22 protein-coding genes are annotated in these 24,449 nt (G+C 73.6%); 18 read left to right on the top strand and 4 right to left on the bottom strand.

Annotation, left to right across the window (positions count from 1 at the left end):
• The first annotated feature begins 110 nt into the window (after positions 1-110).
• The 9 genes from ispG to ABT057_RS06015 all read left to right on the top strand — a co-directional run bounded on the left by ispG (position 111) and on the right by ABT057_RS06015 (position 8,189).
• A complete protein-coding gene (gene ispG / locus ABT057_RS06055; protein WP_352341252.1) occupies positions 111-1,268 on the top strand; it encodes a flavodoxin-dependent (E)-4-hydroxy-3-methylbut-2-enyl-diphosphate synthase in 1,158 nt (385 codons plus the stop codon).
• Positions 1,269-1,525: 257 nt separating this feature from the next.
• Positions 1,526-2,374, top strand: coding sequence for a GNAT family N-acetyltransferase (locus ABT057_RS06050; protein ID WP_352341251.1), 849 nt, complete (start codon positions 1,526-1,528; stop codon positions 2,372-2,374).
• 21 nt (positions 2,375-2,395) lie between these two features.
• Positions 2,396-2,929: a GNAT family N-acetyltransferase gene (locus ABT057_RS06045; protein ID WP_352341250.1), complete on the top strand. Its 534-nt coding sequence runs from the start codon at positions 2,396-2,398 to the stop codon at positions 2,927-2,929.
• Positions 2,930-3,002: 73 nt separating this feature from the next.
• On the top strand, positions 3,003-4,706 hold the full coding sequence (locus tag ABT057_RS06040) for a proline--tRNA ligase (RefSeq protein WP_352341249.1): 1,704 nt from the start codon (positions 3,003-3,005) through the stop codon (positions 4,704-4,706).
• Between the two features lie 137 nt (positions 4,707-4,843).
• On the top strand, positions 4,844-5,218 hold the full coding sequence (locus ABT057_RS06035) for a hypothetical protein (RefSeq protein WP_352341248.1): 375 nt from the start codon (positions 4,844-4,846) through the stop codon (positions 5,216-5,218).
• Entirely contained in the window at positions 5,218-6,189 is a 972-nt protein-coding gene (locus ABT057_RS06030; protein WP_352341247.1) for an FAD:protein FMN transferase, read from the top strand. Before ABT057_RS06035 ends, ABT057_RS06030 begins: the two co-directional genes overlap by 1 nt.
• A complete protein-coding gene (locus ABT057_RS06025; protein ID WP_352341246.1) occupies positions 6,186-6,767 on the top strand; it encodes a ferric reductase-like transmembrane domain-containing protein in 582 nt (193 codons plus the stop codon). The genes ABT057_RS06030 and ABT057_RS06025 overlap by 4 nt, the downstream gene beginning before the upstream one ends.
• Entirely contained in the window at positions 6,764-7,981 is a 1,218-nt protein-coding gene (locus tag ABT057_RS06020) for an NADH-ubiquinone oxidoreductase-F iron-sulfur binding region domain-containing protein (protein WP_352341245.1), read from the top strand. Before ABT057_RS06025 ends, ABT057_RS06020 begins: the two co-directional genes overlap by 4 nt.
• 1 nt (position 7,982) lies before the next feature.
• Positions 7,983-8,189 carry a ferredoxin gene (locus ABT057_RS06015; protein WP_352341244.1) on the top strand — a complete coding sequence of 69 codons (207 nt, stop codon included), beginning with the start codon at positions 7,983-7,985 and terminating at the stop codon, positions 8,187-8,189.
• 7 nt (positions 8,190-8,196) lie between these two features.
• Here ABT057_RS06015 and ABT057_RS06010 read toward each other — a convergent pair whose 3' ends face one another.
• The 3 genes from ABT057_RS06010 to ABT057_RS06000 are packed head-to-tail and all read right to left on the bottom strand — an operon-like array spanning position 8,197 to position 10,176.
• Positions 8,197-9,090, bottom strand: a complete 894-nt coding sequence (locus ABT057_RS06010) for an aminoglycoside phosphotransferase family protein (RefSeq protein WP_352341243.1) — start codon at positions 9,088-9,090, stop codon at positions 8,197-8,199.
• Positions 9,091-9,118: 28 nt separating this feature from the next.
• Positions 9,119-9,622, bottom strand: coding sequence for a ferritin-like domain-containing protein (locus ABT057_RS06005; protein ID WP_352341242.1), 504 nt, complete (start codon positions 9,620-9,622; stop codon positions 9,119-9,121).
• Positions 9,619-10,176, bottom strand: coding sequence for a hypothetical protein (locus tag ABT057_RS06000; protein ID WP_352341241.1), 558 nt, complete (start codon positions 10,174-10,176; stop codon positions 9,619-9,621). Before ABT057_RS06000 ends, ABT057_RS06005 begins: the two co-directional genes overlap by 4 nt.
• A gap of 215 nt (positions 10,177-10,391) precedes the next feature.
• Here ABT057_RS06000 and rimP point away from each other — a divergent pair, with 215 nt between their 5' ends.
• The 9 genes from rimP to ABT057_RS05955 all read left to right on the top strand — a co-directional run bounded on the left by rimP (position 10,392) and on the right by ABT057_RS05955 (position 22,275).
• Positions 10,392-10,904 carry a ribosome maturation factor RimP gene (rimP, locus tag ABT057_RS05995; RefSeq protein ID WP_352341240.1) on the top strand — a complete coding sequence of 171 codons (513 nt, stop codon included), beginning with the start codon at positions 10,392-10,394 and terminating at the stop codon, positions 10,902-10,904.
• A 2-nt stretch (positions 10,905-10,906) separates the two neighbouring features.
• Positions 10,907-11,893, top strand: coding sequence for a transcription termination factor NusA (gene nusA / locus ABT057_RS05990; RefSeq protein ID WP_352341239.1), 987 nt, complete (start codon positions 10,907-10,909; stop codon positions 11,891-11,893).
• Positions 11,894-12,017: 124 nt separating this feature from the next.
• Positions 12,018-12,314, top strand: a complete 297-nt coding sequence (locus ABT057_RS05985) for a YlxR family protein (RefSeq protein ID WP_352341238.1) — start codon at positions 12,018-12,020, stop codon at positions 12,312-12,314.
• A gap of 147 nt (positions 12,315-12,461) precedes the next feature.
• Entirely contained in the window at positions 12,462-15,539 is a 3,078-nt protein-coding gene (gene infB / locus ABT057_RS05980; protein ID WP_352341237.1) for a translation initiation factor IF-2, read from the top strand.
• 208 nt (positions 15,540-15,747) lie between these two features.
• Positions 15,748-16,041, top strand: coding sequence for a DUF503 domain-containing protein (locus ABT057_RS05975; protein ID WP_352341236.1), 294 nt, complete (start codon positions 15,748-15,750; stop codon positions 16,039-16,041).
• A 47-nt stretch (positions 16,042-16,088) separates the two neighbouring features.
• Positions 16,089-16,538 carry a 30S ribosome-binding factor RbfA gene (gene rbfA, locus ABT057_RS05970; RefSeq protein ID WP_352341235.1) on the top strand — a complete coding sequence of 150 codons (450 nt, stop codon included), beginning with the start codon at positions 16,089-16,091 and terminating at the stop codon, positions 16,536-16,538.
• Positions 16,535-17,440, top strand: a complete 906-nt coding sequence (gene truB / locus ABT057_RS05965) for a tRNA pseudouridine(55) synthase TruB (RefSeq protein ID WP_352341234.1) — start codon at positions 16,535-16,537, stop codon at positions 17,438-17,440. The genes rbfA and truB overlap by 4 nt, the downstream gene beginning before the upstream one ends.
• Positions 17,441-17,705: 265 nt before the next feature.
• Positions 17,706-21,206, top strand: a complete 3,501-nt coding sequence (locus ABT057_RS05960; RefSeq protein WP_352341233.1) for a trypsin-like peptidase domain-containing protein — start codon at positions 17,706-17,708, stop codon at positions 21,204-21,206.
• Positions 21,207-21,327: 121 nt separating this feature from the next.
• Entirely contained in the window at positions 21,328-22,275 is a 948-nt protein-coding gene (locus ABT057_RS05955; RefSeq protein WP_352341232.1) for a bifunctional riboflavin kinase/FAD synthetase, read from the top strand.
• Between the two features lie 88 nt (positions 22,276-22,363).
• Here the strand turns inward: ABT057_RS05955 and ABT057_RS05950 are convergent.
• A partial coding sequence (locus ABT057_RS05950; RefSeq protein ID WP_352341231.1) for a MinD/ParA family ATP-binding protein occupies positions 22,364-24,449 on the bottom strand: 2,086 nt, incomplete at its 5' end.

Below are 24,449 nucleotides of genomic sequence, written 5' to 3'. Positions count from 1 at the left end.
TTCGAGGGTGGGGGAGTGCTCGCGCCCGGGCCGGTGCCGTAATCTCGAAGCCTGGAACCCGCCATCGACGGGACCTGGGCCTTGATCCACGACTTGGGGTTGCACAGCAGATGACTGCGATTTCTCTCGGCATGCCGTCCGTTCCGACCAGGGTTGCCGAGCGCCGTAAGAGCCGGCGGATCCAGGTCGGCTCGGTGCCGGTGGGCGGTGACGCGCCGGTCTCGGTCCAGTCGATGACGACGACCCGTACGTCCGACGTGGGCGCCACCCTCCAGCAGATCGCCGAGCTGACCGCCTCCGGCTGCCAGATCGTCCGCGTCGCCTGCCCCACCCAGGACGACGCCGACGCGCTCTCCACGATTGCCCGCAAGTCGCAGATCCCGGTCATCGCGGACATCCATTTCCAGCCGAAGTACGTCTTCGCCGCGATCGAGGCCGGCTGTGCGGCCGTCCGCGTCAACCCCGGCAACATCAAGCAGTTCGACGACAAGGTCAAGGAGATCGCGCGCGCCGCGAAGGACCACGGCACCCCGATCCGCATCGGCGTCAACGCCGGATCCCTGGACCGCCGGCTGCTCCAGAAGTACGGCAAGGCGACCCCCGAGGCGCTCGTCGAGTCCGCCCTCTGGGAGGCGTCCCTCTTCGAGGAGCACGACTTCCGCGACATCAAGATCTCGGTCAAGCACAACGACCCGGTCGTGATGATCGAGGCCTACCGCCAGCTCGCCGCCCAGAGCGACTACCCGCTCCACCTCGGCGTCACGGAGGCGGGACCGGCCTTCCAGGGCACGATCAAGTCGGCGGTCGCCTTCGGCGCGCTCCTCTCCCAGGGCATCGGCGACACGATCCGCGTCTCGCTGAGCGCTCCCCCCGTCGAAGAGGTCAAGGTCGGCAACCAGATCCTGGAGTCCCTGAACCTCAAGCAGCGCGGCCTGGAGATCGTCTCCTGCCCGTCCTGCGGCCGCGCCCAGGTCGACGTGTACAAGCTGGCCGAGGAGGTCACCGCGGGCCTCACCGGCATGGAGGTCCCTCTCCGCGTCGCCGTGATGGGCTGCGTCGTCAACGGCCCCGGCGAGGCCCGCGAGGCCGACCTCGGCGTCGCCTCCGGCAACGGCAAGGGCCAGATCTTCGTCAAGGGCGAGGTCATCAAGACCGTCCCGGAATCCAAGATCGTGGAGACCCTCATCGAGGAGGCCATGAAGCTGGCCGAAAAGATGGAGGCGGAGGGCGCCGCGTCCGGCGAGCCGACGGTCGCGGTGGCGGGCTGAGGGGCAGCCTTTCCCGGATGTTCAGGCCGGTCCGATGCATCAGCATGAGGGGGCTCGCTTTCAGACGCCGGTCCGATGCATCCAGCCCGTCCGGCGTTTGAGGACGAGGCCCGGCCAGGGCCGAAGCGGGGGTCTGGGGGCGGCAGCCCCCAGGGCGGGACCACAGCCGACGGCCACTTCGAACACCGGGGGCGGCACCGCTCAGCTTCCGCGGGTACAGTGCGGGGACCAGCAGCCCTGAGTGTGAGGCCCCGCAGTTGTTGACCCAGACCACCTCCCGGGTCCTCGAACCGAGCGACCTGGACGCCGCGCTCGCCGTCCTCGACCGCGAGCCGGTGGCCAACGCCTTCGTCACCTCCCGCGTCCAGGTCGCGGGCCTCGACCCCTGGCGGCTCGGCGGCGAGATGTGGGGCTGGTACGAGGACGGCATGCTGACGTCCCTCTGCTACGCGGGCGCCAACCTCGTCCCCATCTGCGCCACCCCCCGCGCCGTACGCGCCTTCGCGGACCGCGCGCGCAGGGCCGGCCGCCGCTGCTCCTCCATCGTCGGCCCCGCCGAAGCCACCGCCCAGCTCTGGCGCCTCCTCGAACCCCACTGGGGCCCCGCCCGCGAGGTCCGCGGCCAGCAGCCCCTGATGGTCACCGACCGCATGCCCGCCGACATCGCCCCGGATCCGTACGTCCGCCGCATCCGCAAGGACGAGATGGACACGATCATGCCGGCCTGCGTGGCGATGTTCACCGAGGAGGTCGGCGTCTCCCCGATGGCCGGCGACGGCGGCCTGCTCTACCAGGCCAGGGTCGCCGAACTGGTCGGCTCCGGCCGCTCCTTCGCCCGCATCGACGACGAGGGCAAGGTCGTCTTCAAGGCGGAGATCGGCGCGGCCACCCCGCAGGCCTGCCAGATCCAGGGCGTGTGGGTGGCCCCCGAGTACCGGGGGAGGGGCGTCGCGGCCCCCGGCATGGCCGCCGTGCTGCGCTACGCCCTCGACGACGTGGCCCCGGTGGTCAGCCTCTACGTCAACGACTTCAACACCCCCGCGAGGAAGACGTACCGGAGAGTGGGCTTCCAGGAGGTCGGCGCTTTCATGAGCATCCTCTTTTAGCTCACCTGTAGGCTCCCCGCCATGGATCTCGTCATCGGTCCCCTGGACCTCCCCGCCCACGTGGACGAGGCCCTCGCGGTCCAGGCGGTCGCCTTCGGACTGGGCCCGGACGAGGTGGCGGTCCGCAGACAGATCGTCCTGCGCCACATGACGACCCCGGGAGCGCGGGCGTTCGGCGCCACCACCGCCGACGGCCGCCTGGTCGGATTCGTCTACGGCCTGCCCAACGACCGCGCCCACTGGTGGTCCACCGTCGTCGAGCCCTACCTCCGCGCCCAGGGCAACGACTTCTGGCTCGACGACTCCTTCGTCATCACCGAACTCCACGTCCACCCCGCTTACCAGAACCGCGGTGCGGGCCGGGCCCTGATCACCACGATCACCGACACGGCCACCGAACCCCGCTCGATCCTCTCCGCGATCGACACCGACAGCCCCGCCCGCGCCCTGTACCACTCCCTCGGCTACCAGGACCTGGCCCGCCGCGTCCTCTTCCCCAGCGCCCCCCGCCCGTATGCCGTGATGGGCGCCCCGCTGCCGCTGCCGCGCGGATAACGGATTTCCGGCGACCCCGCGCTCCCGGCTAACCTCCTAGCCATCACCCTTACCCGGCAGGAGTACGAGAACCATGGCGAACGCACCGGTCCAGCGCATGTCCCAGTTGATGGCGAAGACCCTGCGCGACGACCCCGCGGATGCCGAGGTCCTCAGCCACAAGCTCCTCGTCCGCGCCGGCTACGTCCGCCGCACGGCGGCCGGCATCTGGTCGTGGCTGCCCCTCGGCAAGAAGGTCCTCGCCAACGTCGAGCGGATCGTCCGTGAGGAGATGGACGCGATCGGCGCCCAGGAGGTGCTGCTCCCCGCCCTGCTGCCGAGGGAGCCGTACGAGGCGACCGGCCGCTGGGAGGAGTACGGCGCCGAGCTGTTCCGCCTGAACGACCGCAAGGGGGGCGACTACCTCCTCGGCCCGACCCACGAGGAGATCTTCACCCTCCTCGTCAAGGACCAGTGCACGTCCTACAAGGACCTGCCGGTCATCCTCTACCAGATCCAGACCAAGTTCCGGGACGAGGCCCGCCCCCGGGCCGGCATCCTGCGCGGCCGCGAGTTCCTGATGAAGGACTCGTACTCCTTCGACCTCGAGGACGAGGGCCTCGCCCAGTCGTACGCCCTGCACCGCCAGGCCTACCAGCGCGTCTTCGAGCGTCTCGGCCTCGACTACCGCATCTGCGCGGCCACCGCCGGTGCGATGGGCGGCTCGAAGTCCGAGGAGTTCCTCGCCCCGGCCGAGGCCGGCGAGGACACCTTCGCCGACTGCCCGAACTGCGACTTCGCGGCCAACACCGAGGCGATCACGTACGAGCTCCAGGAGCAGGACGCCTCCGCCGTACCGGCGCTGGAGGAGATCCCGACCCCGGACACCCCGACCATCGAGACCCTCGCCGCCCACCTCGGCGTCCCGGCCTCCGCCACCCTGAAGAACCTCCTGGTGAAGGTCGACGGCGAGATCGTCGCCGTGGGGGTGCCCGGTGACCGTGAGGTCGACATGGGCAAGGTCGAGGCGCACTTCGCCCCCGCCGCCGTCGAACTGGTGACGGCGGAGGACTTCACCGGCCGCCCGGACCTGGTCCGCGGCTATGTCGGCCCGCAGGGCCTGGGCGAGAAGGTGAAGTACATCGCCGACCCGCGGGTGGCGCCGGGCACGTCCTGGATCACGGGTGCCAACAAGGAGAGCACGCACGCGAAGAACGTCGTCGCGGGCCGTGACTTCGAGGTCGACGCGTACGTCGACGTCGTGGTCGTCAAGGAGGGCGACCCCTGCCCGAAGTGCGGCACCGGCCTGAAGCTGGACCGCGCCATCGAGATCGGCCACATCTTCCAGCTGGGCCGCAAGTACGCCGACGCCCTCAAGCTCGACGTCCTCGGCCAGAACGGCAAGCCGGTCCGCGTCACCATGGGCTCCTACGGCATCGGTGTCTCCCGCGCGGTCGCGGCTCTCGCCGAGCAGTCCGCCGACGACAAGGGCCTGTGCTGGCCCGCCGAGGTCGCCCCGGCCGACGTCCATGTGGTCGCCGCGGGCAAGGCCCTCCAGACCGAACTGGCCCTCGAGGTATCCGAGAAGCTGCGGGCGGCGGGTCTGCGCGTCCTGGTCGACGACCGGGCCGGGGTCTCGCCGGGCGTGAAGTTCACCGACTCCGAGCTGATCGGTGTCCCGAAGATCCTGGTCGCGGGCCGTCGCTCGGCCGAGGGTGTCCTCGAACTGAAGGACCGCAGGACCGGCGAGCGCGAGGAGCTGACGGTGGACGAGGCGATCGCCCGCCTCAGCGCCTAGCCAGTCGTTGAAGACTCAACTTATTTAAGGATCCTCTCAGAGACTTCTGTCGAGGCGTATGGGCGCCTCACAGACTTCTCTCAGGCCGTTCCCCGAACGTAGGGCGTGACAGAACGTCACTACGGAGGGGAACGGTCATGGCGACCAGGGAAGAGGAGCGGGGGGCCGCGGCGGCGGTCCGCAGGGGAGCACGACGGACGGCGGCCCTCGCCGCCGCCCTTACGCTGGCCGGGGCGGCGGGTGTCTTCGCCCTCATCGGCACCATGCAGGCGGACGCCGGCACCACGGCGAGCGGCAGTGAGGGAACGAGCTCCAGCTCCAGCACGAGCAGCGGCACCGACAGCTCGTCCAGCTCGACCACGGACAACTCCGGCAGCTCGTCGTCCGACTCCTCGGCGAGCGGCTCCTCCTCGGACGACTCGTCATCGGGCGGCTCGGACGGTTCGAGCAGCTCCAGCGGTCTCACCTCCTCCTCCGGCGGCTCCGCCGACTCCACCTCGGGGGCGTCGTGATGACCACGCCTCTGAAGTCCGAGCCCCGTACGACCGCCGCCACCGACTGGCGTGCCCTCGGCACCACCGTCCGACTGGTCGTCACCGACCCGGCCCTGCTGGAGTCCTGCAACCTGCTCCTCGCCCGGCACCTCGCCGAGGTCGACGCGGCCTGCAGCCGCTTCCGCCCCGACTCCGAACTCGCCGCCCTCGACACCACCGCGGGCCGCCCGGTCCGGGTCAGTCCCCTGCTCGCCGAGGCCCTCGACGTGGCCCTGCGCGCCGCCGGCACGACCGACGGGGCCGTGGACCCGACCGTCGGCTCCGCGATGGACGCGATCGGCTACGACCGCGACTTCACCCTCGTGCAGGAGGACGACCGCCCGGTCCGCCTCACCCTGCGCCGCACCCCCGGCTGGCGCACCGTGCGCCTCGACCGCGCCACCGGCACGGTCACCGTCCCCGAGGGAGTCCGCCTCGACCTCGGCGCCACCGCCAAGGCGTGGGCCGCCGACCGGGCCGCGCGGATGCTGGCCGGCACGGCCGGCTGCGGGGTCCTGGTGAGCCTGGGCGGCGACACGGCCGTCGCGGGCGAGGCACCGGCGGGCGGCTGGCAGATCCGCGTCCAGGACGTCACCGGACCCGTCGACGAGATGCCGGCCGGGGGACCGCACGCCACCGTAGGTATGCGCGGCGGCGGCCTGGCCACCTCCGGCACCACCGCCCGGCGCTGGCGGCGCGGCGGCCACGACCTGCACCACATCGTCGACCCGCGCACCGGCCTGCCCGTCCGCTCCCCCTGGCGCACGGTCTCCGTGGCCGCGTCCACCTGCGCCGACGCCAACGCGGCGAGCACGGCGGCCCTGGTGAAGGGCGCGGGCGCGGAGAAGTGGCTGACCCGCCTGGGCCTGCCGGCCCGGCTGGTGACCCAGAACGGCACCGTCGTCACCACACCGGGCTGGCCCACCGCCCCCGTGGAGGCCGCCGCATGACCTCCGAGACCCTCTGGTACGCCAACCGCGCCACCGGTGCCGTCTGCCTCGCACTCTTCACCGCGGTCGTCCTGCTGGGCATCGCCGTCCGGCTGAGAACCCGGCTCCCCGGCCTTCCCCGCTTCGGTACGGTCTCCCTCCACCGCACCCTCTCCCTCTCGGCGACGGCCTTCCTGGCTCTGCACATCGTGTTCGCGGTGATCGACGGCTATGTCGACATCACCGTCGTCGACGTCCTCGTCCCCTTCGTCTCCGACTACCAGCCCCTGTGGCTCGGCCTCGGCACGGTCGCCCTGGACCTGACACTGGCGGTCCTCGTCACCAGCCTGCTCCGCCCCCGGATCGGGCACCGCACCTGGCGGGCCGTCCACTGGCTGGCGTACGCCTCCTGGCCGGTCGCCCTGGTGCACGGCATCGGCATCGGCACGGACACCGGCACCGACTGGATGACCTGGCTGACCGTCGCCTGCGTCGCCACCGTGATCGCCGCCTTCGCCACCCGCCTCGCCCACGCGGCCCGCGCCGCCCGGCGCACCCCCGCCGCCCTCCTGCGCACCGCCGAAGGAGTCCGCTCGTGACCGCCACCTTCCCCGACCTCTACATGCCCCCGCGCCTCCTCGCCCCCGGAGCGGCCCCGGCCGACCTCCCCACCCACCACCAGCGCTACGGCCCCCTGCCCTACGGCGACCCCGAGGACGTCCTGCGCGCGGTGGCCGAATCCGGCCTCACCGGCCGCGGCGGAGCCGCCTTCCCCACCTACCGCAAGCTCGTCTCCGTGGCCGAGGCGGGCCGCCGTACCGGCCAGGCCCCCGTGGTCGTGGCCAACGGCGCGGAGGGCGAACCCGCCAGCCGCAAGGACAGGACCCTGCTGCACCTCTCGCCCCACCTGGTCCTCGACGGCCTGCAGACCGCGGCCCACGCGGTCGGCGCGCAGGAGGCGTACATCGGTGTGGAGGACGGCGCGACCTGGCTGGAGTCCGCCCTCGCCCGGCGCACCGGCGACCGGCTGCCCGTCACGGTCGTCCGGCTGCCGAAGTCCTTCCTCTCCGGCCAGGCCTCCGCCCTCGCCCGGTTCGTCTCCGGCGGCCCCGCCCTGCCCGCCCACCAGCGCCCGCCGGTCCGCGAGCGGGGCGTGCGCCGCGCCCCCACCCTCGTCCAGAACGTGGAGACGCTCGCCCACCTCGCCCTCGTCGCCCGCTACGGCGGCGACTGGTACCGCAGCGCGGGCACCCCCGACCAGCCGGGCAGCGCCCTGTGCACGGTCCACGTCGCGGGACACGAACCCCGGGTGGTCGAGGCGCCGTTCGGCATGCCGCTCACCCGTCTGCTGCCCCTGGAGGGCGCCTCGGCGGTCCTCGTCGGCGGCTACCACGGCACCTGGATCCCGGCCCGCGAGGCGGCCCGACTCTCCCTCGACGCAGCCCACTTGGGCGCCGGAGTACTGGCGGCCCTGCCCGCCTCGCGCTGCGGCCTCGCCGAGACGGCCCGCGTCCTGCGCTACCTCGCCCTGCAGTCCGCCGGCCAGTGCGGCCCCTGCCTCAACGGCCTGCCCCGCATCGCCACCGCCTTCCGCACCCTGGCCACGCCCGGCCCCCAGGGCACCGTCCGCACCGACCTCGCCCGCTGGTCCGGCCTCGTCGAAGGCCGCGGCGCCTGCCACCACCCCGACGGCACGGTCCGCCTGGTCCGCAGCGCCCTGACCACCTTCGCCGCCGAGGCCGACGCCCACGCCCACGGCCGCTGCACGGCCACCGACCGTACCCCGCTGCTGCCCGTCCCGCAGGAGGCCTGACATGGACCAGCACCTGGCCATAGACATCGACTGGACGTCCTGCCAGGCCCACGGCCTGTGCGCGGAACTCCTCCCGGACCACATCACGTCGGACGAATGGGGCTACCCGCTCGTGAACGGCACCCCGGTTCCGTCGAGAACGGTGAAGCGGGCCCGCAGAGCGGCGGCGGACTGCCCGGTCCTGGCCTTGAAACTGACGGCGAGGTGACCCGCCTCTACAGCCACCCGGCGAACTCCAGCAACGACTCGGCATCCCGGGCCCGCCCCACCCGCCGCGCCCTGACCCCCGACTCCACGGCCCGGAACAGCGTCCACCCCCGCACCCGCTCCTGATCCAGCTCCAGCGACTCGGCCAGCTTCCTGACCCGCCGCCGAGTGGTCGCCGCCCCCGACGGCGAGGCGATCAGGTCCTCCACCCGGTCCCGCACCAGCCGCGCCAGATCGAACGCGCACTCGCCGACCACCGGATCCGGCCCCACGGCCAGCCACGGCACCCGCTCACCCGCCAGCACCTTGCTCTGCCGGAACGTCCCGTGCAGCAACCGCCGTTCAGGCGGCGCGACGAGCAGCTCCTCCCGGGCCACGAGAGCCGCGTCCACCAGGGCGCGAACCTCCGGGTCCGCGCTCGCCCGCATCGCCTCCGCCTGCCGGCCGGTCCGCTCGGCGACCGTCTCGAAGACGTACGGGCCGGGTGGCTCCACCCACAGCCGCCGCAAGGCCCCCGCCGCCTCCAGCAGCGCCTTGGCCTCCGGCAGCGACCGTACCGAGACATCGGGATGCAGCCGTTCGAGGAGCAGCACCCCCTCCGTCGCCGGCCCCTCCCGCAGCTGTACGGCGCCCAGTCCGCCCCAGCGCGTCAGCGCCGCCCGCTCGGCCTCGGGCCGGAACCGGGGCGGGGCCAGCTTCAGCACGGCGGGCGTCCCGTCCGCGTGGCGCACCAGCACGACCAGACTGCTCCGGCCACCCGGAACCTGGACCCGCTCGACGGTCAACTCGCGTAGAACGACGGCCTGTTGGACCGCCTCCGGCAGCTTCTCCAACCAGCCGTCACCGCTCGGTGCCGTCTCACCGAGCGCCCGCACCAGCCGCTGCGGCGGTTCGAAAGCCATGCGCGAGTCGTTCCCTTCCGTCTCCCCGTCACGCCGTGGGCGTCACCGACGCCCCTGAAGGGGCCGAATCCGTACCGGCCCGCTCCGCGAGCCCAGGGAAGGCTACGCTCCCGCCCCGCCAGCGCACGGCGCGCACCGCCGCCTCCCGCAGCGCCCCGGCGGCCTCGCGCCGCCGCTCGTCCCCGGCTGCCCGCACCAGGTCGGAGTACACCCCGGCCACCCGGTCCTCCAGCTCGGCGGCGAGCCGCACCGCCGCCGCCGAGTCCGGCACCGCGAACGGCAGCGCGTAGGCGGCGCTCGCCGCGACCGGATCGGCGCCGAGATCGCGCACCTCGCGCGCCAGCGCGTCCCTGCGCGCCCGGTGCGCGTCGTACGCCGCCCGCGCGTCCGTGCGCCGCTCGGCGGCGATACGTCCGCCGACCACGCCGTACCCGTAGACCGCCGCGTGCTCCGCGGCGAGCGCCGCCTGCAGCGCGGTCAGCTCCGCGCTCGTCGTCCCGCCCACCTCCTGCGCCGCCTGCGCCTCCGTCATCGGGGCCCCTCCGTCAGCAGATAGGCGTGGGCGGCGCCGGCCGCCGCCACCGAGGCCAGCAGCCGGGCCAGTTCGCCCGGCACCTCCATCAGCGCCGCGGCCCTGCTGTCGGCCAGCCGCCGTTCGGCGTCGGCCAGCCCGGAGAGCGCCTCCTTCTCCGCCGCCGGTGAGGGCGAGGCGGCGGCGGACGGCGACGCCGAAGCCGTGGAAGGCGACGGTGAAGCGGAGGGCGACGGTGAGGCGGAGGTCTGCCCGGAACCGCCGAACGCCTCCACATGCCGCACGACCTCCGCCCGCAGCGGCGCCAGCCGCGCCGTCAGCGCCGGATGCGCGGCCAGCACCGTGTCGTACCGCGCCACCAGCCCCGCGCTCTCCCGTGCGGCACGCGCGCGTGCCACCTCGGTGACCGACGGGGAGGCGGCGACGCTCTCCCCGCCCTTCCCGGAGTCCCCGCCGGACGAGCAGCCCACGAGCAGCGCGGCCCCGGCGGTCGACGCGAGCAGGGTTCTTCTGCGCAACCCGGAGGGGGTGCGCGGAGGTGGCGGGAACGGCACGGCAGACGTCCTCGGGGAACTCGTGCGAACGAGAGAGCAACAAGGGAACAAGCTGGTGATCACCGTACCCGCGCAGTCGTCGGCGAGAGGTCTTCGCCACCCTCCGTGCACGCTCCGTCCACAGGGTGGACGGCAACACTCCCCGCGACCGGATACCCTTTGACCAGACACGCGACCCATCCCACAACAGCACACGCGGCCGAGGAGTCACCCGGATGAGCACCACCCAGAGCGAGAGGCTGCGAGAGCTCCTGGAACCGCTCGTCACCTCCCAGGGCCTGGATCTCGAAGAGATCGCCGTGGACTCCGTGGGTCGCAAGCGCGTGCTGCGCGTCGTCGTCGACTCCGACACCGGAGCGGACCTGGACCAGATCGCCGATGTGAGCCGCGCGCTCTCGGCGAAGCTCGACGAGACGGACGCGATGGGCGAGGGCGAGTACACCCTCGAGGTCGGCACCCCGGGCGCGGAGCGCGCCCTCACCGAACACCGCCACTACGTGCGCGCCACGGGCCGGCTGGTGAGATTCCAGCTGACCGACGGCGGCGGCGAACTGGTCGCGCGGATCCTCAAGGCCGACGACGACGGCCTCGACCTCGAAGTGCCCGGCGTGAAGGGCCGCAAGGCCACGACCCGCAGAGTCGCCTTCCCGGAGATCGAGAAGGCGCGCGTGCAGGTCGAGTTCAACCGCAAGGACAGCGACAAGGACGAGAAGGAAGAGGAGGCGTAGCCGTGGACATCGACATGAGTGCCCTGCGGGGCTTGGTACGGGAGAAGGAGATCTCCTTCGACCTGCTGGTCGAGGCGATCGAGTCGGCCCTCCTCATCGCCTACCACCGCACCGAGGGAAGCCGCCGACACGCGCGCGTGGAGCTCAACCGGGAGACCGGGCATGTGACCGTGTGGGCGAAGGAGGACCCCGAGGACCTCGAGGAGGGCCAGGAGGCCCGCGAGTTCGACGACACCCCGTCCGGCTTCGGCCGTATCGCCGCCACCACCGCCAAGCAGGTGATCCTGCAGCGGCTGCGCGACGCCGAGGACGACGCGACGCTCGGCGAGTACGCCGGACGCGAGGGCGACATCGTCACCGGAGTGGTCCAGCAGGGCCGCGACCCGAAGAACGTGCTCGTGGACATCGGCAGGCTGGAGGCCATCCTGCCGGTGCAGGAGCAGGTCCCAGGAGAGACGTATCCGCACGGCATGCGGCTTCGGTCGTACGTCGTTCGGGTGGCGAAGGGGGTGCGCGGTCCCTCGGTCACACTTTCGCGTACCCACCCCAATCTGGTGAAGAAGCTCTTCGCGCTGGAGGTGCCGGAGATCGCCGACGGATCCGTCGAGATCGCCGCCATCGCCCGCGAGGCCGGCCACCGCACGAAGATCGCGGTCCGCTCCACCCGTTCGGGTCTGAACGCCAAGGGCGCCTGTATCGGCCCGATGGGCGGCCGGGTGCGCAGCGTGATGGGCGAGCTGAACGGTGAGAAGATCGACATCGTCGACTGGTCGGACGACCCGGCCGAGATGGTGGCGAACGCGCTGTCCCCGGCACGGGTCTCGAAGGTCGAGGTCGTGGACCTGGCGGCCCGCTCCGCGCGCGTGACGGTGCCGGACTACCAGCTGTCCCTGGCGATCGGCAAGGAAGGGCAGAACGCCCGGCTGGCCGCCCGCCTGACCGGCTGGCGGATCGACATCCGCCCGGACACCGAGCAGCCGTCGGAGTGACCCCCGGGCGGGCCGGGGAATAGATCCAAGCCGCGGCCCGCTTAGATCACGTCAGTTATATCGCGGCAACTGTTCGAATCCTGCCCCAAAGGGGTGAGGTGGCCGCGGGGAGGTAGACTTAAGAGTGTCTGGCCGGACGCACGCCGGAGCATGCCCTGAACGCACCTGTGTGGGGTGCCGGGAGCGAGCGGCCAAGACGGATCTGCTGCGCATCGTGGCGATCAAGGGCGCGTGCGTCCCCGATCCTCGCGGTACGCTGCCCGGCCGGGGTGCGTACGTTCACCCCGCACTGGTCTGTTTCGACCAGGCGGTGCGCCGCCGGGCGTTCACGCGGGCGTTGCGCGCCGCGGGAGCGCTCGACACAAAGGCGTTGCGCCAGTACGTCGAGCAGACGACAGTTGCCGATCAGGCGACACCGTAAGAAGCGTCGCGCGGAGCGTCCGCGCGGCTCAGGTACCCCGCGAGTTGGAAGTAGGTCGAGATTGCGATGAGCACTCGATGAGCACGCGATGAGTACGCCCATGAAGTAGCGACGGTCCGGACGCAACCCGGACCTAAAAGGAGCGAAGTGGCTAAGGTCCGGGTATACGAACTCGCCAAGGAGTTCGGCGTGGAGAGCAAGGTCGTCATGGCCAAGCTCCAAGAACTCGGTGAATTCGTCCGTTCGGCGTCTTCGACCATCGAAGCGCCCGTAGTCCGCAAACTGACTGACGCCTTCCAGGGCGGCGGCAAGTCCGCCAAGCCCGCCCCGCGCAAGGCAGCCCCCAAGCCCGGCGCGCCCTCCCCGGCGCAGTCGGCCCGTCCGGCCGCCCCGCGTCCGGCCGCCCCCAGGCCCGCGGCGCCCCAGCCGCCGGCGGCTCCGGCCGCCCCGGCCCCGGCTCCGGCCGCCTCGTCGGCCCCCGCGCCGACGGCTCCCGGCCCGCGTCCGGGCCCCAGGCCCGCGCCGCGTCCGGCTCCGGCCGCCCCGGAGTTCACCGCTCCGCCGGCGCCCCCGGCAGCCCCGTCCGCGCCGCGTCCGGCCGCCCAGGGTCCGCGTCCCGGCGCGCCCCGTCCCGGTGCCCGCCCCGGCGGTCCCGGTCAGGGTCAGCAGGACCGTGGCCAGGGTCAGCGTCCGGCAGGCCAGGGGCAGCGACCCGGTGGCGGTTCCCCGCGTCCGGGTGCCCGTCCGGCCGGTCCGCGTCCGGGCAACAACCCCTTCACGTCCGGCGGCAACGCCGGCATGGCCCGTCCGCAGGCCCCTCGTCCGCAGGGCGCTCCGCGTCCCGGCGGTCCGGGTGCTCCCGGCGGCGGTCCCCGTCCCCAGGCCCCCGGCGGCCAGGGCGGCGGTCCTCGTCCGCAGGCTCCCGGTGGCGCGCGTCCCTCTCCGGGCGGCATGCCCCGTCCGCAGGGTGCGGGCCCCGGCGGTCCGCGTCCCGGCGGTCCGCGTCCCAACCCCGGCATGATGCCGCAGCGTCCCGCTGCCGGCCCGCGTCCCGGCGGTGGCCCCGGCGGCGGTCGTGGTCCGGCCGGAGCCGGTAGGCCCGGCGGCGGCGGTCGTCCGGGTGGCGGCGGTTTCGCCGGCCGTCCGGCCGGTCCCGGTGGCGGCGCCCGTCCGGGTGGCGGCGGCGGTTTCGCCGGCCGTCCCGGTGGCGGCGGTCCCGGTGGCGGCGGCTTCGGCGGTGGCGGCGGTGGCCGTCCCGGCTTCGGCGGTCGTCCCGGCGGTCCCGGCGGCCGTGGTGGCACGCAGGGTGCCTTCGGCCGTCCCGGCGGTCCGGCGCGTCGTGGCCGCAAGTCGAAGCGTCAGCGTCGCCAGGAGTACGAGGCCATGCAGGCCCCGTCGGTCGGCGGTGTGATGCTGCCGCGCGGCAACGGCGAGACGATCCGTCTCTCCCGCGGCGCGTCGCTCACCGACTTCGCGGAGAAGATCAACGCCAACCCGGCGTCGCTCGTCGCGGTCATGATGAACCTCGGCGAGATGGTCACCGCGACCCAGTCCGTCTCCGACGAGACCCTCCACCTGCTCGCGGGCGAGATGAACTACCAGGTTCAGGTCGTCAGCCCGGAGGAGGAGGACCGCGAGCTGCTCGAGTCCTTCGACATCGAGTTCGGCGAGGACGAGGGCGACGAGGACGACCTCGTGGTCCGTCCCCCGGTCGTCACCGTCATGGGTCACGTCGACCACGGCAAGACCCGCCTGCTCGACGCCATCCGCAAGACGAACGTCATCGCGGGCGAGGCCGGCGGCATCACCCAGCACATCGGTGCCTACCAGGTCGCCACCGAGGTCAACGACGAAGAGCGCAAGATCACCTTCATCGACACCCCGGGTCACGAGGCGTTCACCGCCATGCGTGCGCGTGGTGCGAAGTCGACCGACATCGCGATCCTGGTCGTCGCGGCCAACGACGGCGTCATGCCGCAGACGGTCGAGGCGCTCAACCACGCCAAGGCGGCCGACGTCCCGATCGTCGTCGCGGTCAACAAGATCGACGTCGAGGGCGCCGACCCGACCAAGGTGCGCGGTCAGCTGACCGAGTACGGCCTCGTGGCCGAGGAGTACGGCGGCGACACCATGTTCGTCGACATCTCCGCCAAGCAGGGTCTGCACATCGACGACCTGCTGGAAGCGGTCGTCCTGACCGCGGACGCCTCGCTCGACCTGCGGGCCAACCCGAACCAGGACGCGCAGGGCATCTCGATCGAGTCCCGCCTCGACCGCGGCCGCGGTGCCGTGGCGACGGTCCTCGTCCAGCGAGGCACCCTGCGGGTCGGCGACACGATGGTGGTGGGCGACGCCTACGGCCGAGTCCGCGCCATGCTCGACGACAACGGCAACAACGTGGCCGAGGCCGGCCCGTCGACGCCGGTCCAGGTCCTGGGCCTGACCAACGTCCCGGGCGCCGGCGACAACTTCCTCGTGGTCGAGGAGGACCGTACGGCCCGCCAGATCGCCGAGAAGCGTGCGGCCCGCGAGCGCAACGCGGCCTTCGCCAAGCGCACGCGCAGGTTCTCCCTGGAGAACCTGGACGCCGCGCTGAAGGCCGGCGAGGTCCAGCAGCTGAACCTGATCATCAAGGGCGACGCGTCCGGATCGGTCGAGGCCCTGGAATCCTCCCTCCTCCAGCTGGACGTCGGCGAAGAGGTCGACATCCGCGTCCTGCACCGCGGTGTCGGTGCGGTCACGGAGTCCGACATCGACCTGGCCATGGGCTCGGACGCGATCGTCATCGGCTTCAACGTCCGGGCAGCCGGGCGTGCGCAGCAGATGGCGGAGCGCGAAGGCGTGGACGTCCGGTACTACTCGGTCATCTACCAGGCGATCGAGGAGATCGAGGCGGCCCTGAAGGGTCTGCTCAAGCCGGAGTACGAGGAGTTCGAGCTCGGTACGGCGGAGATCCGCGAGGTCTTCAAGTCGTCCAAGCTGGGCAACATCGCCGGTGTCCTCATCCGCTCGGGCGAGGTCAAGCGCAACACCAAGGCGCGCCTCATCCGCGACGGCAAGGTGATCGCGGAGAGCCTCAACATCGAGGGCCTGCGTCGCTTCAAGGACGACGTCACCGAGATCCGCGAAGGGTTCGAGGGCGGTATCAACCTCGGCAACTTCAACGACATCAAGATCGACGACGTCATCGCGACGTACGAGATGCGCGAGAAGCCGCGGGTGTAACACCCTGGCTCGGGTGCCGGTCCGCAGGGAACATCCGTTCCCTGCGGACCGGCACCGTGCCGTGTCCCGGGGCTGCCGCCAGGCAGGCATCCCCCGCGCGGTAAACCCCGTCGAGTCGGCGGCGTGATCGGGGTACCGTTCGACATGCCCCTGTCCCACCCGGCCGACAGGGCCATCGATCCCGTACCGGCGGGTGAACCGGCTGCACATGTACGTGGGGACTCTGTCCTTCGACCTCCTCCTCGGTGACGTACGGTCGCTGAAGGAGAAGCGCTCCGTCGTCCGCCCCATCGTCGCCGAGCTCCAGCGCAAGTACGCGGTGAGCGCGGCCGAGGTGGACCACCAGGACCTCCACCGCAGGGCCCGTATCGGCCTCGCCGTGGTCTCCGGGGACGCGGAGCACCTGACCGACGTACTGGACCGGTGCGAACGGCTCGTCGCCGCCCGCCCGGAGGTGGAACTGCTGTCGGTCAGACGCCGCCTCCACGGGGAAGACGACTGACCACAGAACGTACAGACACGAAGCAAGGAAGAACGGGAGACGGACCAGTGGCCGACAACGCGCGCGCCAAGAGGCTGGCGGACCTCATCCGAGAGGTGGTGGCGCAGAAGCTGCAGCGCGGGATCAAGGACCCGCGGCTCGGCTCCCACGTCACCATCACGGACACCAGGGTCACAGGTGACCTCAGGGAGGCGACCGTCTTCTACACCGTGTACGGCGACGACGAGGACCGCGCGGCCGCGGCCGCCGGACTGGAGAGCGCCAAGGGCATCCTGCGCTCCGAGGTCGGCCGAGCGGCGGGCGTGAAGTTCACGCCGACGCTGGCCTTCGTGGCCGACGCCCTCCCGGACAACGCCCGCACCATCGACGACCTGCTCGACAAGGCGCGTGCCGCCGACGAGAAGGTCCGCGAGGCGTCCGCGGGCGCCGGGTACGCAGGCGAGGCCGACCCGTACCGCAAGCCCGGTGACGACGAGACGGACGACACCACCGCATGAACCGGAAGACCACCGCGCCCGACGGCCTTGTCATCGTCGACAAGCCGTCGGGCTTCACCTCGCACGACGTCGTGGCCAAGATGCGGGGCATCGCGAAGACCCGCCGCGTCGGCCACGCCGGCACGCTCGACCCGATGGCGACCGGTGTCCTCGTGCTCGGCGTGGAGAAGGCGACCAAGCTCCTCGGGCACCTCGCCCTCACGGAGAAGGAGTACCTCGGCACCATCCGCCTCGGCCAGACGACCCTGACGGACGACGCCGAGGGCGAGATCACCGCCGCCACCGACGCCTCCGAGGTCACCCGGGACGCGATCGACGCCGGAATCGCGAAGCTCAGCGGCGCCATCATGCAGGTGCCGTCCAAGGTCAGCGCCATCAAGATCGACGGTGTCCGCTCCTACAAGCGGGCCCGCGACGGCGAGGACTTCGAGATCCCGGCCCGCCCGGTCACCATCTCCTCCTTCTCGGTGTACGACGTCCGGGACGCGGTCGCCGAGGACGGCACCCCCGTGCTGGACCTGGTGGTCTCCGTCGTCTGCTCCTCCGGCACCTACATCCGCGCCCTCGCCCGCGACCTGGGCGCCGGCCTCGGTGTCGGCGGCCACCTCACCGCCCTGCGCCGCACCCGCGTCGGCCCCTACAAGCTGGACTCGGCGAAGACGCTGGACCAGCTCCAGCAGGAGCTGAGCGTGATGCCGATCGCCGAGGCCGCCGCGGCCGCCTTCCCCCGCTGGGACGTGGACGCCAAGCGGGCCCGGCTGCTCACCAACGGCGTCCGGCTGGAGATGCCCGAGGAGTACGCGGGCGCGGGGCCCGTCGCCGTGTTCGACCCGGAGGGCGGCTTCCTGGCCCTCGTGGAAGAGCAGAAGGGCAAGGCCAAGAGCCTGGCCGTGCTCAGCTGAGACGGCCGGTGGGCCGCTCTGCCCGCTCTGCCCGTGGAGCGGCGGACACAGGGTCGTCCTTCGCCCCGCCGCTCCACGGTCCCCCCTCGGTTCCCCCACCCCTAGGGTGTATCCAACGCCCCCCGTTCATTCACCCGTCCGGGCAGGCGCTCGGAGTGAACCGAGGGAGCGCAGGGGGGCGCGTTCGTCCCGGCATCTGTCCCCTTGATCACCGCACGCCTACCGTCGAACAGAGGGCACGCGGGCAAGGCGGGGAGGCAGGACGATGGCGGACCGGGGAGCGACCGAACCGACCGGTCCCGGGGACGCCGCCCTCGCCTCCCTCGTCCGCATCCACGACCTCGCCGGCCGCCCGCGCGGCACCGGCTTCGTCGCCGACCACCACGGCACGGTCATCACCAGCCACGAGGCCGTCGAGGGCCTGCCCCGCCTCGTCCTCCACGGTGCCGGCGACCGCGGCTGCACCGTGACCGCCGACGCGGTCACCCCGCTGCCCGAACTGGACCTGGCCGTCGTACGCACCGAGGGTCTCGCCGCCGAGCCGCTCCCGGTGAGCCTGCGGGACGGGGTCGGCACCGGGACGTACGTCCGGCTGGCCGCGGGCTGCTGGCGCGAGGCGCGGGTGCTGGGCCGGGCGCGGGTGACGTACCCGGCCACGGACCGCTTCCACCTCCTCGACGACGCCCTGGAGCTGGCGATCGGCACGGCGGGCCGGGACGCGCTGCGGCCGGGCGGCGGCGCGGCCGGCGGACCGGTGCTCGACGCCGCCACCGGCGCCGTCGTCGCCGTCCTGGGCACCGCCCTGCGCTCCGGCGACCGCGACGCCGGCTTCGCGGTCCCGCTGCGCCCCGCCCCCGCCCCACTGGCCGAACTGCTCGCGCGCAACGCGGCGACGGTTCCCGCGTACGGCGCCGACCTCAACCTGGCGGGCGTCCTCGAACTCACCGCCACCTCGGTGGGCTCGGACGCCCCGACCGGTCCCGCAGGACCCGGGGGCGGATCCGTGCCGCCGGTCGAACGCGCCGGACCGGCCCGGGAGTTCGCCGCCTTCGAGGCGGGCCCGGCGACCGTCCTCGGCCTGGTCGGCGCCCCGGGCAGCGGCCGCACGACGGAACTCGCGGCCCTCGCCGCCCGCCGCGGCCGCGGCCCGCATCCCGCCCCCACCCTGTGGCTGCGCGGCGCCGACCTGAGGGACGAGGACGACTCGATCGCCGACGCGGCCCGCCGGGCACTCACCCACGCGGCCCGGATCGTGGCGGCCTCGACCGGCACGAGCCCCGCCGCCCTCGGCGACCTCACCCCCGAGCGTCTCGCCCGCCTCGCCCACGCCGCCGGCCGCCCCCTGCTCCTCCTGCTCGACAGCCCCGAGGAGATGCCGCTCCTCCTCGCCCACCGCCTGCCCGACTGGACCGACGGCACCGCGCGATGGCTGCGGGAGGCCGGGGCCCGGCTGGTCGTGGCCTGCCGCGAGGAGTACTGGGAGCGGGCCGGGGCGGAGTTCCCCCCGCAGACGCTGCACGGGGCGGCGCGGCCCGAGGACGCAACACCCCGGACCACGCCACCGGACGGGACCGCCGGGGGCGCCGCGCCGTACGGGGCCGCCCGGGCGGCGGTGCCTCCTCCCGGTGTCCCGCTCGGGGACCTCACCGCCGACGAGGCCCGGGCGGCCCGTGCCCGCTACGGCGTTCCCCGCACCGCGCTCACCGGCCCCGCCGCCCGTCACCCCCTCACCCTCCGGCTCCTCTCCGAGATCCGCGCCGCCCTGCCCGACGCCCCGCCCGCGCCCCCCGTCGACCGGGACGACGTCCTGGCGGCCCATCTCGACCTCATGTGCCTGCGCGTCGCCGTCCGCCTCGCCGCCGAGAACGGACTGCGCGGCACGGCCGTACGGCGCCTCGCGGCGAAGGTCTCCGGCCAGGTGCACGAGGCGGCGCGCCGCAGTCTCGGGCCGGGACAGGGCGAACTCGACCGGGCGACGTTCGAGGAGGTGTTCCCCTGGGGGCCGGCGCCCGCCCGGCTCGGCGGCGGCACCGGCTGGGCGTCGGCCGTCCTCACCGAGGGACTGCTCGTCCCGGCCGGCGGCGGCCACCGCTTCGCCCACGAGGAACTCGCCGACTGGATCCAGGGCGTCCACCTCGACCTGGACGAGGCCCTGCGTGTCCTGGTCCACCGCCCCCGCACCCCCGACGACGCCCACCCCCTCCCCGTCGCGCACCACCGCATCGGCCCCGTCGTGCAGGCCCTGATCCTCCTCGCCCGCCAGCACGGCACCCACCAACTCCTCTGCAGGCTCGAGGAGTTGACCCGAGCCCTGGACACCGACCCGGACTCCTGGTGGGCCGCCAGGCTGCTCGCCGAGACCCTGCTGCGCGTCCCGGACGCGGCCCCCTACGCCGCCGTCCTGCGGCTGCTCGCCGACCGGATCGCGGCCGGCGGTGAGCGCGCGCTCCGGCGCCCGGAGTTCGGCCCCGGCTTCTGGACCCGCCTCACCCTCCCGCCCGAGACCCGCCTCGACCTCCTGCGCCGCCTGGTGCTCACCGACGGCGCCCCCCGGCACCACGCGGACACCCCCCGGTACCTCGACGCGGTCGCGCGACTGCTCGCCGCCGACGCCAGAGCCGTACAGCCGGCTCTCACCCGCTGGTTCGACGACGAGCGGCCGCTGCCCGCGACCCCGCACGCCACCGTGGCGACGGCCGCTCAGGCGCTGCTGCACACCCACCGGCACCAGGCGCTCGACGACCTCACGGAGGTCCTCGTCGGCCGGGACCACCGGCGGGCCGACGAACTGCTCGCCGTCCTGGCGGAGGACGAGCCGTCGGCGCTGTGCCGGGCCGCCGACCGGTGGGCGCACGACGAGCGGCCGGCCCGACGGGCCGCCGCGGCCGCCCACGGGCTGCGCGCCGCGCCGCACGTGACGACGGACGCCGACCGCGCCCTGCTGCGCCACGCGGCCCTCACCCTGCTCGCCCGCCCCGCCGACGGCGCCCTGCACGGCGGCGCGCTCGCCCTCCTCGTCCGGGACCCCGAGACCCGCGCCCGGCACCTCCCGGCCGCGCTGGAGCGGTTCGCGGCGGGCGATCCCCAGCTGCCGGCGAGCGCGCTGCTCGCCGCGCTGAGCACCCATCCAGACCCGGTCCTGGACGCCGTCCGCGCCCGGCTGGGCCGCCCCGGCGGGGGATCCGTGCTGCGCGCGCTCGCCGACGTCACCCCGCCCGCCCTCGCCCGCCGGGTCGCCGCCCTGGCCGGGGAGGCGGTGCGACGGCGGCCCGGCACCGCCGGGGACGTCGCCGCGTACGTCGACCGCCGCCTGGACCAGGGCCCCGCAGCCCACGCCGTCCTCTTCCCGCTGGTCACAAGCCTGCTGAACGGCAGCGGACCGGAGCCGGTGCGGGTCGCGCTGGCCGGCGTCCTGCTCGCCCCCGGTACCCCGCACTCGCGTCCCCTCCGGCGCGAGCTGCTGGAGTTCCTGCTGGACCACGAGCAGGCGCCGGCCGTCCTGGAGGCCGTACTGCACGCGGCCACCCAGCGGACCGGGGACGAACTGCGCGCGCTCGTCCATCGCACCGGGCTGCTCCTGGCCCGCACCCCCGAGGGCGCGAGCCGCTTCGACCACGGCCTGGTCGACCTGGGGCGGCACCTCCCGGGCTTCGCCGCGCAGGTGGCGGGGTGGCTCACCGAGGCGCCGGGGGAGTGGACCGCGGTGGTCGGCCCCGGCGCCCGCCGTGTGCTGGAGGACCTGGCGGGAGTACGGGTACCCGCCTGACCCACGTGGGCAGGGTCACAGCGCCCATGCCGATGCGGGCCGGAAGCACCCGGCATGGCACCCTTAGACCTGCGCAACAGGCAACGGAAACATACGGACACGGGTTCGAGGAGCGGTCACAGTGCAGCGCTGGCGTGGCTTGGAGGACATCCCCGAGGACTGGGGACGCAGCGTCGTCACCATCGGCTCCTACGACGGAGTCCACCGCGGGCACCAGCTGATCATCAAGCACGCCGTGGACCGCGCCCGCGAGCTGGGCCTGCCCTCCGTCGTCGTCACCTTCGACCCGCACCCCAGCGAGGTCGTCCGCCCCGGCAGCCACCCGCCGCTGCTCGCCCCGCACCACCGCCGTGCCGAGCTGATGGCCGAGCTGGGCGTGGACGCCGTCCTCATCCTGCCCTTCACGACCGAGTTCTCGAAGCTGTCGCCGGCCGAGTTCGTGGTCAAGGCCCTGGTCGACAAGCTGCACGCCAAGGCCGTCGTCGAAGGCCCGAACTTCCGCTTCGGCCACAAGGCCGCCGGGAACGTCGAGTTCCTGACGGAACAGGGCAAGGTCTACGACTTCGAGGTCGAGGTCGTCGACCTGTTCGTGCGCGGCGAGGCGGGCGGCGGCGAGCCGTTCTCCTCGACGCTCACCCGGCGCCTGGTCGCCGAGGGCGACGTCGAGGGCGCGGCCGAGATCCTGGGCCGCCCGCACCGCGTCGAGGGCGTGGTCGTGCGCGGCGCCCAGCGGGGCCGGGAGCTCGGCTTCCCGACCGCCAACGTCGAGACCCTGCCGCACACCGCGATCCCGGCCGACGGCGTCTACGCGGGCTGGCTGCACGTGGGCGACGAGGCGATGCCGGCCGCGATCTCCGTCGGCACGAACCCGCAGTTCGACGGCACCGAGCGCACGGTGGAGGCGTACGCCATCGACCGCGTCGGCCTCGATCTGTACGGGCTGCACGTCGCCGTCGACTTCCTCGCCTTCGTGCGCGGCCAGGCGAAGTTCGACTCGCTCGAAGGGCTGCTGGAGCAGATGGCGCGGGACGTGAAGCGCTGCGGGGAGCTGGTGGCGGCCGCGCGCTAACGTCCCGCCCGGTCCGTCGACCCGTGGTACGGCCGAAGGGCGGCCGGTGTCCTGGCACAGTCCCAGGACACCGGCCGCCCTTCGCCGTTCACTGCTGCTGCGGGGGCGGCGGGGGCGGAGGAGTCTGGCCGCCACCACCGTCCGGCTGGGGCGGGACAGGAGCCTGCGGGTGCTGCGGGTGCTGCGGGTATCCGTAGCCCGCCGGCGGCTGGGGCTGCTGGGGGTAGGGCTGACCCTGCGGCGGCGGGTACGGCCGGTCCTGCCCCGGCTGCGGGTACGGCTGCGGCTGCGGCTGCTGGGCGTAGGGCTGCCCCGGGTGCTGCGGCGGGTACGGCGGGCCCGCGTAGGGCTGCTGCCCGGGGTACGGCTGACCCTGCTGCGGCGGATAGGGCTGGCCGGGGGCCTGCCCGCCCGGCATGGGCGGGGCGGCGACCGGAGGCGGGTTGCCGTCGCTGGTCCACAGGCCGTGCATCTGCTGATGGCGTACGAAGTCCTCCGCGACCATCGCCGAGAGGTTGAAGTACGCCTCCCGCACCTTCGGCCGCATCATGTCGAGATCGACCTCGGCACCGGCGGCGAGATGCTCGTCGAACGGGACGACGATCACCCCGCGGCAACGTGTCTCGAAGTGCGACACGATGTCCTCGACCTTGATCATCTTGCCGGTCTCGCGCACCCCCGAGATGACCGTGAGGGACCGGGAGACCAACTCCGCGTACCCGTGCGCGGACAGCCAGTCCAGGGTCGTACTGGCGCTGCTCGCCCCGTCCACCGACGGGGTCGAGACGATGATCAGCTGGTCGGCGAGGTCGAGCACCCCGCGCATGGCGCTGTAGAGCAGACCCGTGCCGGAGTCGGTCAGGATGACCGGGTACTGCCTGCCGAGCACGTCGATCGCGCGCCGGTAGTCCTCGTCGTTGAAGGTCGTGGACACGGCCGGGTCGACGTCGTTGGCGATGATCTCCAGGCCGGACGGCGCCTGCGAGGTGAACCGCCGGATGTCCATGTACGAGTTGAGGTACGGGATCGCCTGGACGAGGTCACGGATGGTGGCCCCGGTCTCGCGGCGCACCCGGCGGCCGAGCGTCCCGGCATCCGGGTTGGCGTCGATCGCGAGGATCTTGTCCTGCCGCTCGATGGCGAGGGTGGAGCCGAGCGCGGTGGTCGTGGTCGTCTTGCCGACACCGCCCTTGAGACTGATGACGGCGATGCGGTAGCAGGACAGCACCGGCGTACGGATCAGCTCCAGCTTGCGCTGCCGCTCGGCCTCCTCCTTCTTGCCGCCGAGCTTGAAGCGGGACGACGCCGCGTTCGGGCGGCCGCTCTTCGCCTTCTGCCGCTTGTTGTTGAGCAGCCGGTCCGACGACAGCTCCACAGCAGCGGTGTAACCCAGCGGCGCGGCACCGGGGTTGACCGGCTGCCGCTGGTCGTGCTGGATCGCCTGCGGCCAGGCGGAACCGGTACGGGGGTCGACCGGCGGCGGCACCTGACCGGCATCGGGGGCGTGCGGACCGCCCCCCTGCGGCTGCCCGGGGTAGCCCTGTGGGGGCGTCTGCGGGGGAACACCGAGGTGCGGCGGCTGAGGCTGCGACTGCGGGGCCTGCGGCACCTGGGGCGGCTGCGGCGCGGAGGGGGCCGGAGGCTGGGGGAAGCCGTAGCCGCCGGGGGTGTCGGGGGCGGCGGGCGGCTGCGGGAAGCCGTAGCCGGGCTGGGGGCCGGGCGGGGGCTGCGGGAAGCCGTACCCGGCGGGGGGCTGGGCTTCGGCCGGGGGCGGCGGGGCCTGGGGCGGCTGCGGCGGCAACGGCGCGGAGGGGGCCGGAGGCTGGGGGAAGCCGTAGCCGGCGGGAGGTTGGGCTTCGGCCGGGGGCGGCGGGGCCTGGGGCGGCTGCGGCGCGGAGGGGGCCGGAGGCTGGGGGAAGCCGTAGCCGCCCGGGGTGTCGGGGGCGGCGGGCGGCTGCGGGAAGCCGTAGCCGGGCTGAGGGTCGGCCTGGGCGGCCACCGCGGGGTCCGGCTGCTGCTGCTGCGGCAGCGGCTGGGCGGGCCACTGCGCCGCCGGTGCGGGGGCCGCGGGCTGGTACGACGGCGGCAGCGGAGGCACCCCGCCCTGCGGAACCGGCGGAGGAGCCCAGGCGGGCGGGGCCGCGGTGGCGGGGGCGGCGGGGCCGTCCGTCGCC

This window comes from Streptomyces sp. NPDC002588 (assembly GCF_040295925.1).
GTDB lineage: Bacteria > Actinomycetota > Actinomycetes > Streptomycetales > Streptomycetaceae > Streptomyces.
The sequence above is the reverse complement of the archived record's forward strand: the minus strand, read 5'-3'. Positions and strand labels throughout refer to the sequence as shown.

Coding starts and splice junctions, on each gene's coding strand:
- ispG (WP_352341252.1), top strand. CDS start 111: ATGACTGCGATTTCTCTCGGCATGCCGTCCGTTCCGACCAGGGTTGCC.
- ABT057_RS06045 (WP_352341250.1), top strand. CDS start 2,396: ATGGATCTCGTCATCGGTCCCCTGGACCTCCCCGCCCACGTGGACGAG.
- ABT057_RS06040 (WP_352341249.1), top strand. CDS start 3,003: ATGGCGAACGCACCGGTCCAGCGCATGTCCCAGTTGATGGCGAAGACC.
- ABT057_RS06035 (WP_352341248.1), top strand. CDS start 4,844: ATGGCGACCAGGGAAGAGGAGCGGGGGGCCGCGGCGGCGGTCCGCAGG.
- ABT057_RS06030 (WP_352341247.1), top strand. CDS start 5,218: ATGACCACGCCTCTGAAGTCCGAGCCCCGTACGACCGCCGCCACCGAC.
- ABT057_RS06025 (WP_352341246.1), top strand. CDS start 6,186: ATGACCTCCGAGACCCTCTGGTACGCCAACCGCGCCACCGGTGCCGTC.
- ABT057_RS06015 (WP_352341244.1), top strand. CDS start 7,983: ATGGACCAGCACCTGGCCATAGACATCGACTGGACGTCCTGCCAGGCC.
- ABT057_RS06010 (WP_352341243.1), bottom strand. CDS start 9,090: ATGGCTTTCGAACCGCCGCAGCGGCTGGTGCGGGCGCTCGGTGAGACG.
- ABT057_RS06005 (WP_352341242.1), bottom strand. CDS start 9,622: ATGACGGAGGCGCAGGCGGCGCAGGAGGTGGGCGGGACGACGAGCGCG.
- rimP (WP_352341240.1), top strand. CDS start 10,392: ATGAGCACCACCCAGAGCGAGAGGCTGCGAGAGCTCCTGGAACCGCTC.
- ABT057_RS05975 (WP_352341236.1), top strand. CDS start 15,748: ATGTACGTGGGGACTCTGTCCTTCGACCTCCTCCTCGGTGACGTACGG.
- truB (WP_352341234.1), top strand. CDS start 16,535: ATGAACCGGAAGACCACCGCGCCCGACGGCCTTGTCATCGTCGACAAG.
- ABT057_RS05960 (WP_352341233.1), top strand. CDS start 17,706: ATGGCGGACCGGGGAGCGACCGAACCGACCGGTCCCGGGGACGCCGCC.